Origin of the sequence: Enterobacter cloacae subsp. cloacae ATCC 13047, assembly GCF_000025565.1 — a bacterium.
Taxonomy (GTDB): domain Bacteria; phylum Pseudomonadota; class Gammaproteobacteria; order Enterobacterales; family Enterobacteriaceae; genus Enterobacter; species Enterobacter cloacae.
Map to the genome: position 1 here is coordinate 4474283 of NC_014121.1, position 12382 is coordinate 4486664.

The window sequence follows — 12382 nt, forward strand, 5'->3', positions numbered from 1 at the left end:
CGCATTGATTGTCAGAGGCTGTGCAGTCCAAGAAAATCGACAATCTGGGTGAAATGATCTTCAAAGCCCGTGAAAGCATGATTTCCGCCCTCTTCTATAGTCTGGCGGCAGGAGGCGTAATACGCCACTGCCTGGCGGTAATCCAGCACTTCATCACCCGTTTGTTGCAGCAGCCAGATCAGGTCCGGTGCTTCAGGCGGGTCGACCTGCATAACTTTGAGATCGTAAATATGGCGTGACTCTAGCACATATTGTTGGCCGGTGTAGGGGTTCTCGTTTTCGCCAAGAAAGTCCCGCAGCAGCTCAAACGGTCGAACCGCCGGGTTAACCACAACGGCGGGCAGCATAAAGCATTGCGAGAGCCATGTGGCGTAATACCCTCCCAGCGAGGAACCCACCACGCCGAAAGATTCGCCGCCGTGTTCCAGAACAATGGATTCCAGCATCTCCGCCGCCTCTGCCGGATAAGGCGGCAGCTGCGGGATAATCATCTCAACGTGCGGATGATGCTCGCTCAGCCACTGGCGTAACTGTGTCGCTTTGGCAGATCGCGGCGAGCTGTTGAACCCATGCAGGTAGAGGAGCGTAGACATCAATAGCCTTCTGAAGCGGTATCGGGGCGGAATTGCGCGCCTGCCAGACGGCAGACTTCCGTGGTCAGTGAACCATCCGCATGCAGTTCCAGCCAGCGCCAGCCCGGCGCGATGGTATCCAGGGTAAAGTTCGCGCAGTGCGGCTTAAACTGAACGCAGGTCGACGGCGTCGCCAGCAGACGGCGGCCATTCCAGTCGAGATCCTGTTCCTGATGAATGTGTCCGCACAGCAGATTCTTCACGCGTGGGAATTTCGCCAGCACGCTATCCAGGGCGGCAGAATTGCGCAGGCTGTGTTGATCGAGCCAGCTACAGCCCGCCGGAAGCGGATGATGATGAAGCAAAAGCAGCGTATGTCGCGCCGGTTCGGCGGCCAGTTTGGTCTCCAGCCAGTCGAGCTGAAACTCGCTTAACTCACCGTGCGGGACGCCAAACACCTGGCTGTCGAGCAGCAGGATCTGCCACTGCTCACCGGCAAACACACACTTCGCCGGAGAGATCCCCGCCTCCTGAAGAGAGCTGTACATCGCAGGCTGAAAGTCGTGGTTGCCCGGAAGCCAGACGCACGGCACGCTAAAGCTCGCGATGCCTTCAGCAAAATGCTGGTAGGCCGCGGAGGATTGATCCTGCGCCAGATCGCCCGTTGCAACGATCAGATCGCAGGCACGATTTTCAGCGTGAATAGCGCTAAGTACAGCCTGATAACTCTCCCAGGTGTTCACCCCCAGCAGCGTTTCATGCTTTTCGGCAAAAAGGTGAGTATCGGTGATTTGTAATATCCTGACTGGTGCCCCACCAGCAACAGTCAGGTTCAACAGGCTTTCCAAATGGTGTCCTTAGGTAGGTTTATGACGCTAACAAACCGGAATCGCCATTGCTCCATGTGCTAAACAATATCTTAGCCAGTCGGCTAAAAACTGGTTAATTTGATGCTTTTCGTCGCGTTGATGCAACTTTTTATTCGGGTAATCATACCGCGCTTTAAAACGAAAGATCTGCTGACTTGAACACACTTCAGCGACCATCGCGTCGTGGTAGAGCCGCACCGTCATTGACGGCAGGCTCCAGTAGCTAATGCTGGGTGCCGTTTGTTCGATTTCCACCAGCGTAGTGTAGCGCGTTGATTCTGTTATCGTTAATCGATACTGCGCGTTGCTCACCTGATAGCTTACCGTTTCGCCGGGTGCGTCGTTTCTCGGCAGCAGGCGGCGCAATTGTGCGAAATTGGTTTCGCACAGGCGCATCATTTCTGGGAAGTCAGGTGTATAACGCTTCATTTTTTCCACTCGTTTCGTAATGTCTGATAATGCAGTTGCAGCCATTGCAGGGCGATGACAGACGCTGCGTTGTCGATTTTCCCCTCTTCTACCCACTGGTAAGCCTGCTCCCGACTCACCACATGAACCCGAATATCTTCGTTTTCATCTGCCAGACCGTGGATCCCATCCGCGGTCGTGGCGTCCACTTCGCCCACCATGATGGACAAGCGCTCGCTGGTCCCTCCCGGACTGGCCAGATAGCTGAGCACCGGTTTTGTGCGGCCAACGATCAGCCCCGCCTCTTCCAGCGCCTCGCGGCGGGCAACGTCTTCAACCGACTCGCCCTCTTCGATCATGCCGGCGACCATCTCCAGCAACCACGGGCTTTCACTGACGTCATACGCCGCAATGCGAATCTGCTCAACCAGTACGACTTCATCACGCACTGGGTCAAAGGGTAGCAAGACTGCTGCATGCCCGCGCTCAAAAATTTCGCGCCTGATTTCGCCGCTCATCTCTCCGTTAAACAGGCGATGCCTGAAACGGTAAAGTTCCATTGAAAAAAAACCGCTATAAAGCGTTTCTCGTGCAATAATTTCTACATCGTTTTTGGCGAATGTCACGGGCAACTTATCTGGTTTTTGCATGAGTCGAGTCCTGGTAGCAATGGTGATGAAATTATGAATTTCAAGGCTGTTTGGCTGCCGTTTGCAAGGCTATATGGTAGATTGGTGCAAATTAACGCCACATGGCACATTACGCCAACCTTTTGGTGTGGATGATTCTGTTAGAATCGGCAATTATTTTTAATTAGATCAGCGCTAATACTGCTTCACAACAAGGAATGCAAATGAAGAAATTGCTCCCCATCCTTATCGGCCTGAGCCTGACGGGCTTCAGTGCAATGAGCCAGGCGGAAAACCTGTTACAGGTCTACCAGCAGGCACGTCTGGGCAACCCTGATTTACGTAAATCAGCGGCCGATCGTGATGCTGCGTTTGAAAAGATTAACGAAGCGCGTAGCCCACTGCTGCCGCAGTTAGGTTTAGGTGCAGATTATACCTACAGCAACGGTTTCCGCGACGCTAACGGCGTTAACTCCAATGCTACCAGCGCCTCACTGCAATTAACACAGACGCTGTTTGATATGTCCAAATGGCGCGCACTGACCCTGCAGGAAAAGAGCGCGGGTATCCAGGATGTGACCTATCAGACCGACCAGCAAACGCTGATCCTGAACACGGCGACTGCGTACTTCAACGTGCTGAGCGCGATTGACTCGCTCTCCTATACTGAAGCGCAGAAACAGGCAATTTACCGTCAGTTAGATCAAACCACCCAGCGTTTCAACGTGGGCCTGGTCGCCATCACTGACGTGCAGAACGCCCGTTCACAGTACGACAGCGTACTGGCCAACGAAGTGACCGCGCGTAACAACCTCGACAACGCGCTGGAATCTCTGCGTCAGGTCACCGGTAATTACTATCCAGAACTGGCTTCCCTGAACGTAGATAACTTCAAGACCGATAAGCCGCAGGCGGTGAATGCCCTGCTGAAAGAAGCGGAAAACCGCAACCTGACCTTACTGCAGGCGCGTCTGAGCCAGGACCTGGCCCGCGAGCAGATTCGTCAGGCGCAGGATGGCCACCTGCCAACCCTGAGCCTGAGCGCCTCCACCGGCGTGTCTGATACCAGCTACAGCGGTTCTAAAACCAACACCGCCCAGTATGACGACAGCAACCAGGGCCAGAACAAAGTCGGCCTGAGCTTCTCACTGCCGCTGTATCAGGGCGGTTTGGTGAATTCTCAGGTGAAACAGGCGCAGTACAACTTTGTTGGCGCAAGCGAGCAGTTGGAAAGCGCCCACCGCAACGTGGTGCAGACCGTGCGTTCGTCGTTCAACAACGTGAACGCTTCTATCAGCAGCATCAACGCGTATAAACAGGCCGTTGTGTCTGCCCAAAGCTCCCTGGATGCAATGGAAGCTGGTTACTCCGTCGGTACCCGTACCATTGTTGACGTGCTGGACGCGACCACCACGCTGTATAACGCGAAACAGCAGCTCTCCAGTGCACGTTACCAGTACCTGATTAACCAGCTGAACATCAAGCAGGCGCTGGGTACGCTGAACGAGCAGGACCTGCTGGCGCTGAACAATGCGCTGGGTAAACCGGTCTCAACCTCGCCGGACAGCGTGGCACCGGAGAATCCGGAGCAGGTTGCTGCGGTTGATAACTTCAACGCTAACAGCAACGCCCCTGCTGCACAGCCAGCCGCTGCGCGTACCAACACCGGCAGCAATCCGTTCCGTAACTAAGAGTGTCATCACGCCCACTGCGGCCTGATGCCCTCACCCCAGCCCTCTCCCACAGGGAGAGGGAGCATCTGAATCACATCCGAACGTAAGCCAACGTAAAGATCCCCCTGATTCCGACCCTCTTCGCTTCATTTTCAACCACTCATCCTCTATCCTGAGCGTTATAACCACTGGGTCCTGGAAGACAAATATGAAACGGACAAAATCCATAAATCACGCTTCGTTCCGCAAAAGCTGGAACGCGCGTCACCTCACCCCTGTTGCGCTGGCGGTTACCGCTGTCTTTATGCTGGCAGGCTGTGAGAAAAGCGATGAAACGGTCTCTCTGTATCAAAATGCGGAAGACTGCTCAGCCGCAACCGGTAACGCGGCAGAATGTAAGACCGCCTATAACAACGCCCTGAAAGAAGCGGAACGTACCGCACCGAAATATGCCACACGCGAAGACTGCGTGGCAGAGTTCGGTGAAGGCCAGTGTCAGCAGACACCGGCTCAGGCGGGAACGGCGCCAGAAAATCAGGCGCAGGCTCAGTCCAGCGGCAGCTTCTGGATGCCACTGATGGCCGGCTATATGATGGGCCGCCTGATGGGCGGCGGGGCGGGTTACCAGCAGCAGCCGCTGTTTAGCTCGAAAAACCCGGCCAGCCCGGCCTACGGCCAATACACCGATGCCAGCGGCAAAGGCTATGGCGCAGCAACGCCTGGCCGCACCGTGACCGTACCGAAAACGGCGATGGCTCCGAAACCGGCTACCACCAGCACCATCACCCGCGGCGGGTTCGGTGAATCTGTGGCGAAACAGACCAGCATGCAGCGCAGCGCGACGGGCACGTCTACTCGCTCAATGGGCGGCTGATCATGGAACGAGTCAGTATCACCGAGCGCCCGGACTGGCGCGAAAAAGCGACCGAATACGGTTTTAACTTCCACACCATGTATGGCGAGCCGTACTGGTGTGAAGACGCTTATTACAAACTGACGCTCGCCCAGGTGGAAAAACTGGAGGCGGTGACGGCAGAGCTCCATCAGATGTGCCTGAAGGCTGTCGAGAAAGTGATCGACAGCGACGAGCTGATGGCTAAATTCCGCATTCCGAAGCACACCTGGGGCTTTGTGCGCCAGTCGTGGAAAACCAGCCAGCCCTCGCTCTATTCTCGCCTTGATCTGGCGTGGGATGGCGTGGGTGAACCTAAGCTTCTTGAAAATAACGCCGATACGCCAACCTCTCTGTATGAAGCGGCCTTCTTCCAGTGGATCTGGCTGGAAGACCAGATGAACGCCGGAAACCTGCCGGAAGAGAGCGACCAGTTCAATAGCCTGCAGGAAAAGTTGATTGAGCGTTTCGCCGAGCTGCGTGAACAGCACGGTTTCAACCTGCTGCATCTCGCCTGCTGCCGTGACACGGAAGAAGATCGTGGAACGGTTCAGTATCTGCAGGATTGTGCTGCCGAAGCGGAAGTCGCCACCGAGTTTCTCTATATAGAGGATATCGGTCTGGGCGAGAAAGGTCAGTTTACTGACCTGCAGGATCAGGTGATCAGTAACCTGTTCAAGCTCTACCCGTGGGAATATATGCTGCGTGAGATGTTCTCCACCAAGCTGGAAGACGCTGGCGTGCGCTGGCTGGAACCAGCGTGGAAGAGCATCATCTCCAACAAAGCCCTGCTGCCGATGCTGTGGGAAATGTTCCCGAACCACCCGAACCTGCTGCCGGCATACTTTGCGGAAGATGATTATCCGCAAATGGAAAAATATGTCGTGAAGCCAATTTTCTCCCGCGAGGGGGCAAACGTCTCCATTATCGAAAACGGTAAAACGCTGGAAGCGGTTGAAGGGCCTTACGGCGAAGAAGGAATGATCGTCCAGGCATTTTATCAGCTGCCGAAATTTGGCGACAGCTATACGCTGATTGGCAGCTGGCTCATCAACGATCAGCCAGCCGGGATTGGCATCCGCGAAGATCGCGCGCTGATCACGCAGGATCTGTCACGGTTCTATCCGCACATCTTCGTCGAATAAGGCTTGCCCGGTGGCGCTACGCTTACCGGGCCTACACGCGAGATGTAGGCCCGGTAAGGCGAAGCCGCCACCCGGCATGTTTTTTACCCCACCTGCACCGACAGCATACTCAAACTCCCCATCTCAATACCGTCGACCGGGATCATCACCGGTTCCTGGCCATCCCACGCGCCAAGAACGTACAGCAGCGGCAGGAAGTGTTCCGGCGTTGGGTTAGAGAGCGAACCGCCTTCGTGATCCAGATAGTTCACCAGCGGATGCTGCTCAACCGGGCCTTGCCAGGTCAGATTGTCTTTAACGTAATCGTTAAAGGACGTTGCCCATGGGTAAGGTGTATTTTCACCGTGCCAGCGCGCCGTACGCAGGTTGTGTACCACGTTACCGCTTGCCACCAGCATAATGCCTTCATCACGAAGCGTAGCCAGCTTGCGGCCCATCTCCATGTGCCAGGCTGCCGGTTTAGTACTGTCGATACTCAACTGCACCATCGGGATGTCGGCGTCCGGGTACATTTTTATCAGCACGCCCCATGAGCCGTGGTCAAAGCCCCAGGCCTCTTTATCCAGCGCGACCGGGACAGGTGCCAGCAAATCCACCAGCTTCTGTGCCAGCTCGGGCGAGCCGGGGGCCGGATAATGCGTGTCGTACAACGCCTGCGGGAAACCGCCAAAATCATGGATTGTTTTTGGCGCCTCCATGGCAGTTACGCCAGTGCCACGGGTGAACCAATGTGCAGACACCACCACAATCGCCTTCGGACGCGGCAACGTCTCGCCCAGGTGACGCCATGTGCGGGTGTAGACGTTGTCTTCCAGAACGTTCATTGGGCTACCGTGGCCTAAAAACAGTGCTGGCATACGTGAAGAAGTCATGGCGATATCCTTACAGAAGGTGTCAATTTGATGGTGCTACATTACGCTTAACACGATGAAGATGAACGCAGATAAGCGTGAAGATCATCATCAGGAAATTTGAATGTAAGGAATATGTAAAACAGAGGTTCCCCTCTCGCTTTGGCCAACGTGAATTATTAGTATTAATGAGAATCATTATCACAAGGAGCATTGCATGTCCGTCCCCTTGATCCTGACCATCCTGGCGGGTGCCGCCACCTTTATCGGTGCGATCCTCGGTGTGCTTGGTCAAAAGCCGTCTAACCGCGTGCTGGCCTTTTCACTGGGATTTGCTGCCGGCATTATGCTGCTCATCTCTCTGATGGAGATGCTGCCTGCCGCACTGGGCACAGAAGGCATGTCTCCGGTACTGGGTTACGGCATGTTTGTGTTTGGTCTGTTGGGCTATTTTGCGCTCGATCGCATGCTGCCCCATGCACATCCGCAGGATTTGATGCAAAAAAGCGTCGCGCCGGTGCCGCAAAAGATTAAACGTACTGCCATCCTCCTGACGCTCGGCATCAGCCTGCACAACTTCCCGGAGGGTGTCGCGACCTATGTCACCGCCAGCAGCAACCTGGAGATGGGTCTGGGTATCGCCCTGGCGGTGGCCTTACACAATATTCCTGAAGGGCTGGCCGTTGCCGGACCGGTTTATGCCGCCACGGGATCAAAACGCACCGCCGTGTTCTGGGCCGGGATATCGGGAATGGCGGAAATTCTCGGGGGCGTACTGGCGTGGCTGATACTGGGAAGCCTGGTTTCACCGGTGGTGATGGCCGCCATTATGGCCGCGGTTGCGGGGATTATGGTGGCGCTGTCGGTTGATGAACTGATGCCGCTGGCGAAAGAGATCGATCCTAACAACAATCCGAGTTATGGGGTGTTGTGCGGAATGTCTGTAATGGGATTAAGCCTGGTGTTGTTACAAACGGCGGGTATTGGCTGAACGGTTGCGCTTCCTTATTTGAGGGAGCGCAATTTCTTTTAATGTCAGTGAATACCAACTATCAGTATTAATGATATAAAGTCCGGCACCATACTTTCTAATCGGCATAGAATTCACTTAAGAAATATTATTTATAACTATTCCCCGTAAAATAATTACCGCTTCGTGTATTTAAAAAAACTCAAAAGATTGATGTCAATCACTATTTAAACCGAGTATTCTGGCTGTTGAGTAACAGCATTTTTCCCATTTATAACTTCAAATGATTTATTAATAGTCTCTAAATCCCCCATTTAGAAATGCTCACGAGATGAACCATATTGCGACTGGTATATTTCGACCGCTTTAATGAAATAAAAGTGTTGCAATATTAATTCATTAAAATTATTGCGCCATCCATTCCTAGATAAAGGATTATATCTTCATGTTTAACAAGACTATTCTGGCAGTTGCGACAACTGCATTGCTTTCTGGTCTGTCATTTACTGCTATGGCAGCAGATAACCAGGGCTCGGGGAAGATCACGTTCACCGGTGAAGTTATCAGTGCGCCTTGCTCTATCACCCCGGGAGATGAAAATCAGACGATTGAATTAGGAGAAGTCGCGGATAGCGTGCTGAACAGCGGTAAAAACTCGCTGCCGGTTGACGTGAATATCCACCTGCAGGATTGCATTCTCTCTTCTACCACCGGACAAACCACCACCACGATCGACAAAGTGAAGGTCACCTTTGCCTCCGCAAGTACCGATTCGACCGACACCAGCCTGATGAAAAACACGCTTGACGGCAACATCGGCGGTGCAACAGGTGTGGGCGTTCGCTTGCTGGATAGCGGCAGCAATAAAGTCACGCTGGGTACGCCGATTGAAGTGTCATTCCCTACCACAAATGCCTATCAGGAACTGAACTTCAAAGCCCGCATGGAACCGGTAGCTGGCAGCCAGGCTACCCCGGGTAACGTTCAGGCCCAGGCGAACTATATCCTTGAATACAAGTAATTTGATTGCCGTCTGAAAACGTAGCCGATGAAGGACTCATCGGCTTTTATGCCTTCTTTTTAAAAGCGAAACGGATTTATGCTAAAACACTCAGCGCATCAACTCTCCCGCCTCTCTGCTTTTATAAAGTATTCGCTGAGTGTCACACTTTACTCAGCTTTATTCGTGTTGCCTGTCTCCGCGGTTGAATTCAACACAGATATGATTGACGTTGAAGACCGAAGTAATATTGATATTTCCCAGTTTGAGAAAAAAGGCCACATCGCACCGGGTATCTATCTCGTCCGCATTCAGGTCAATAAAAACACGTTGCCTCAATCCGCAACAATGGAGTGGATCGCAACGGAAAACGAAAGCGGTTCGCAAATTTGCGTGAATGCCGGGCAGTTATCCGCTTTCGGACTGAGCACCGATTTTATTTCGCGGCTCCATTATTCTCAGGACGGACGTTGCCTTGATCTTTCGGCTGTTCCGGAACTGGGCTTTTCCCTTAATAAAGGGACGATGGTGCTTTCTGTCACCGTTCCCCAGGCATGGATGAAATATCAGGCGAAGAACTGGACGCCGCCGGAATATTGGGATGAAGGCATTGCGGGTGTTTTACTTGATTATAATCTCTATGCCAGCCAGTACGATCCGTACGGGGGCGACGACAGCCAGAATATCAGCGCCTACGGCACGCTCGGGTTTAACCTCGGCGCGTGGCGTCTGCGTTCAGATTATCAGTATAACCAAAACTTTCGTCACGGTGAGTCTACAGGCAGCGACAGCAGTCTGGCACGAACCTATCTCTACCGCCCTATCCCTTCGCTGTCATCAAAAGTGACGCTGGGGCAATATGATTTAAGCTCAGATATTTTTGATACCTTCCACTTTACCGGTGCCTCACTGGAAAGTGATGAAAGTATGCTGCCGCCTGATTTACAAGGTTATGCACCACAAATTAACGGCATCGCGCAGACCAATGCCAAAGTGACCGTCTCCCAGTCTGGCCGCGTTCTTTATCAAACAACCGTCGCGCCGGGCCCGTTCACCATTTCTGACCTGGGTGAAACCTACCAGGGACAGCTGGATGTGGTGGTCGAAGAGGAAGATGGACGCAAAACCACCTTCCAGGTGGGTTCATCCTCAATCCCCTTCCTGACCCGAAAAGGCCAGGTGCGCTATAAAACATCCATCGGTAAGCCCACCGCTACGGGCCATAACGACATCAATAACCCGCTTTTCTGGACAGGTGAACTCTCGTGGGGCTGGCTGAGTGATGTGTCACTGTATGGCGGCACCCTGCTGACGGCGGATGATTATCAGGCCATGACCACCGGTATCGGCTTCAACCTGGATTCGTTCGGCTCGATCTCTTTTGATGTGACGGGCGCCGAGGCCACGCTCCATCAGGGAAAAAATGAGACACAGCGTGGGTACAGCTATCGCGCCAACTACGCAAAACGTTTTGAGGCGACCGGCAGCCAAATCACCTTCGCAGGTTATCGATTCTCGGATAAAGAATATGTCTCAATGAGTGAATATCTCGCCTCCCGGGACGGAGATACCTCAACGACAAACGAAAAAGAGAGTTACGTTATCTCCTTCAACCAGTACCTTGATTCGCTGGCATTAAATACCTATCTCAACGTCACCCGTAACACCTACTGGGACAACAGCAGCAACACAAACTACTCCTTTTCGCTGAGCCGCAATTTTGATATCGGCAACTTAAGAGGTTTATCCGCATCGCTGGCGCTAAGCCGCGTGAGCTGGGATGACAGCGACGAAAACCAGGTCTATTTCGCCTTCACCCTCCCGCTGGAGCAAAATCGTAGCATTATGTACAGCTACCAGCGTTCAGGCGGCGACAGCGCGTCTCATATGGCTTCTTACTATGACGCCTCCGATCGCAACAATACGTGGAATCTCTCGGCCTCTACGACGGAAGACGATTTGCGCGAAGGCGAACCGTCATTGCGCGGCGGATACCAGCACTATTCTCCTTATGGACGCCTGAATCTTTCAGGAAGCGTTCAGCCCAATCAATACCGTTCGATCAGCGCGGGCTGGAACGGCTCGATCACCGCCACGCGGTATGGCGTAGCCCTGCATGATTACAGCCCGGCCAATAACGCCCGCATGATGATCGATGCCGATGGCGTTGACGGAATTGAGGTCAACAGTTCGCGCACGCGCACTAACGCATTCGGTATTGCTGTCGTCCCCTCACTCAGCAACTACACCACCTCCACGGTGCGCGTTAACAGCAACACGCTGCCTGATGGCGTGGATATAGCAACCTCCGTTATTCGCACCACGCTGACGGAAGGTGCCATTGGTTACAGCAAGCTGAACGCCACCACGGGCTACCAGATTGTCGGCATTATTCGACAAGAAAACGGTCAGTTCCCTCCTTTGGGCGTCAGTATCGTCGACAGCGCTACGGGTAAAGAGGTCGGTCTGGTTGCCGAAGAAGGGTTCGTTTATCTCAGCGGGATTCAGGAAAACAGTACGTTACGTCTCACCTGGTCTGACAAAGCGTGTGAAATCACGCCGCCGAACCAAAGTAACCTTAACGGTGACGCTATATTTTTACCTTGTAAAACAGTGCATTAATTCAGGATGAATAAAATGAACATCACGATGATTTCAAAAGGACTTATCTGTTTCCTTGGCACGTGCAGCTTTGCCTGGGCCACCGTATCGCCCGACAGAACACGCATCATTTTCAACGCCTCCGCAAAAAGCGTGTCGGTCAGACTGATAAACCAGAGTAAAACCGATCCTTATCTGGCTCAGTCGTGGATTGAGGATAAAGCGGGTAAAAAAACGCGCGAGTTTATCTCTCCTGTTCCGCCACTGCTGCGTATCGAGCCGGAGGAACAGGCGCAGGTTCGCCTGATGGCGCAGCAAAACCTCAGCCGACTTCCAGCCGATCGCGAGTCGCTGTTTTATTACAACATGCGGGAGATCCCACCCAAAGCCGAGCAGAAGAACGTGATGCAAATCGCCATGCAAAGCCGCCTTAAACTGTTCTGGCGGCCAAAAGCCATTGAGCTTAAGGAGGGCCAGTTTGTTCCGCTGGATAAAGTGGTTATATCCCGCGCCTCGGGTACGCTGCAGTTTAAAAACAGCAGCCCCTATTACATCACCGTGGGCTATATCGGACTGAACGGTAAAACCTTATTGCCGGGCGCAGAGAGCGTAATGATTGAGCCGTTTGGTCAGGCCAGCCAGTCACTGGCTAAGCTGCCCGCTGAATTTCAAGTCGGGTATATCAGCGATTATGGCGGTCTGGAAATGTTTAAGGTGAGTTGTAACGCGGTGCAACCTGCCTGCCAGAGCAAACCGGTGAATAAGGGATAAT

The 12382-nt window shown here is 53.3% G+C and carries 12 protein-coding genes; 7 read left to right on the forward strand and 5 right to left on the reverse strand.

Annotation, left to right across the window (positions count from 1 at the left end; genetic code table 11):
* Positions 1-11: 11 nt before the first annotated feature.
* From yqiA to nudF, 4 genes are read right to left on the reverse strand one after another with little or no spacing between them, the layout of a single operon-like run.
* Positions 12-593 carry an esterase YqiA gene (gene yqiA / locus ECL_RS21735; RefSeq protein WP_013098741.1) on the reverse strand — a complete coding sequence of 194 codons (582 nt, stop codon included), beginning with the start codon at positions 591-593 and terminating at the stop codon, positions 12-14.
* The gene (cpdA, locus tag ECL_RS21740; RefSeq protein WP_013098742.1) at positions 593-1420 is read right to left on the reverse strand and encodes a 3',5'-cyclic-AMP phosphodiesterase; all 828 of its coding nucleotides are present in this window, start codon (positions 1418-1420) and stop codon (positions 593-595) included. Before cpdA ends, yqiA begins: the two co-directional genes overlap by 1 nt.
* Before the next feature lie 27 nt (positions 1421-1447).
* Positions 1448-1870 (reverse strand): DUF1249 family protein, encoded by a 423-nt coding sequence (locus ECL_RS21745; protein WP_003862516.1) that lies wholly within the window; start codon positions 1868-1870, stop codon positions 1448-1450.
* Complete coding sequence (gene nudF, locus ECL_RS21750; RefSeq protein ID WP_013098743.1) at positions 1867-2499, reverse strand: ADP-ribose diphosphatase; 633 nt, start codon at positions 2497-2499, stop codon at positions 1867-1869. The genes ECL_RS21745 and nudF overlap by 4 nt, the downstream gene beginning before the upstream one ends.
* Before the next feature lie 203 nt (positions 2500-2702).
* Between nudF and tolC the strand changes: the two genes are divergently transcribed.
* The 3 genes from tolC to ECL_RS21765 all read left to right on the forward strand — a co-directional run bounded on the left by tolC (position 2703) and on the right by ECL_RS21765 (position 6188).
* Complete coding sequence (tolC, locus tag ECL_RS21755; protein ID WP_013098744.1) at positions 2703-4169, forward strand: outer membrane channel protein TolC; 1467 nt, start codon at positions 2703-2705, stop codon at positions 4167-4169.
* Positions 4170-4359: 190 nt separating this feature from the next.
* Entirely contained in the window at positions 4360-5025 is a 666-nt protein-coding gene (locus ECL_RS21760) for a DUF1190 family protein (RefSeq protein ID WP_013098745.1), read from the forward strand.
* Positions 5026-5027: 2 nt separating this feature from the next.
* A complete protein-coding gene (locus ECL_RS21765) occupies positions 5028-6188 on the forward strand; it encodes a glutathionylspermidine synthase family protein (RefSeq protein WP_013098746.1) in 1161 nt (386 codons plus the stop codon).
* Positions 6189-6271: 83 nt separating this feature from the next.
* Here ECL_RS21765 and ygiD read toward each other — a convergent pair whose 3' ends face one another.
* Positions 6272-7060 (reverse strand): 4,5-DOPA-extradiol-dioxygenase, encoded by a 789-nt coding sequence (gene ygiD, locus ECL_RS21770; RefSeq protein ID WP_013098747.1) that lies wholly within the window; start codon positions 7058-7060, stop codon positions 6272-6274.
* Positions 7061-7256: 196 nt separating this feature from the next.
* Between ygiD and zupT the strand changes: the two genes are divergently transcribed.
* The 4 genes from zupT (at position 7257) to ECL_RS21790 (ending at position 12381) form a co-directional block, all read left to right on the forward strand.
* Positions 7257-8030 (forward strand): zinc transporter ZupT, encoded by a 774-nt coding sequence (zupT, locus tag ECL_RS21775; protein WP_013098748.1) that lies wholly within the window; start codon positions 7257-7259, stop codon positions 8028-8030.
* A 424-nt stretch (positions 8031-8454) separates the two neighbouring features.
* Positions 8455-9030: a fimbrial-like protein gene (locus ECL_RS21780; protein ID WP_013098749.1), complete on the forward strand. Its 576-nt coding sequence runs from the start codon at positions 8455-8457 to the stop codon at positions 9028-9030.
* Positions 9031-9108: 78 nt separating this feature from the next.
* Positions 9109-11631, forward strand: coding sequence for a fimbria/pilus outer membrane usher protein (locus tag ECL_RS21785; RefSeq protein WP_044157590.1), 2523 nt, complete (start codon positions 9109-9111; stop codon positions 11629-11631).
* A gap of 15 nt (positions 11632-11646) precedes the next feature.
* Positions 11647-12381 (forward strand): fimbrial biogenesis chaperone, encoded by a 735-nt coding sequence (locus ECL_RS21790; protein ID WP_013098751.1) that lies wholly within the window; start codon positions 11647-11649, stop codon positions 12379-12381.
* Position 12382: the final 1 nt, after the last annotated feature.

Bases quoted from the DNA above. Each gene is read 5' to 3' on its own strand.
- ECL_RS21780 (WP_013098749.1), top strand. From the start codon at position 8,455: ATGTTTAACAAGACTATTCTGGCAGTTGCGACAACTGCATTGCTTTCT.
- ECL_RS21765 (WP_013098746.1), top strand. From the start codon at position 5,028: ATGGAACGAGTCAGTATCACCGAGCGCCCGGACTGGCGCGAAAAAGCG.
- nudF (WP_013098743.1), bottom strand. From the start codon at position 2,499: ATGCAAAAACCAGATAAGTTGCCCGTGACATTCGCCAAAAACGATGTA.
- ECL_RS21760 (WP_013098745.1), top strand. From the start codon at position 4,360: ATGAAACGGACAAAATCCATAAATCACGCTTCGTTCCGCAAAAGCTGG.
- zupT (WP_013098748.1), top strand. From the start codon at position 7,257: ATGTCCGTCCCCTTGATCCTGACCATCCTGGCGGGTGCCGCCACCTTT.
- ECL_RS21745 (WP_003862516.1), bottom strand. From the start codon at position 1,870: ATGAAGCGTTATACACCTGACTTCCCAGAAATGATGCGCCTGTGCGAA.
- ECL_RS21785 (WP_044157590.1), top strand. From the start codon at position 9,109: ATGCTAAAACACTCAGCGCATCAACTCTCCCGCCTCTCTGCTTTTATA.
- ygiD (WP_013098747.1), bottom strand. From the start codon at position 7,060: ATGACTTCTTCACGTATGCCAGCACTGTTTTTAGGCCACGGTAGCCCA.
- tolC (WP_013098744.1), top strand. From the start codon at position 2,703: ATGAAGAAATTGCTCCCCATCCTTATCGGCCTGAGCCTGACGGGCTTC.
- yqiA (WP_013098741.1), bottom strand. From the start codon at position 593: ATGTCTACGCTCCTCTACCTGCATGGGTTCAACAGCTCGCCGCGATCT.
- ECL_RS21790 (WP_013098751.1), top strand. From the start codon at position 11,647: ATGAACATCACGATGATTTCAAAAGGACTTATCTGTTTCCTTGGCACG.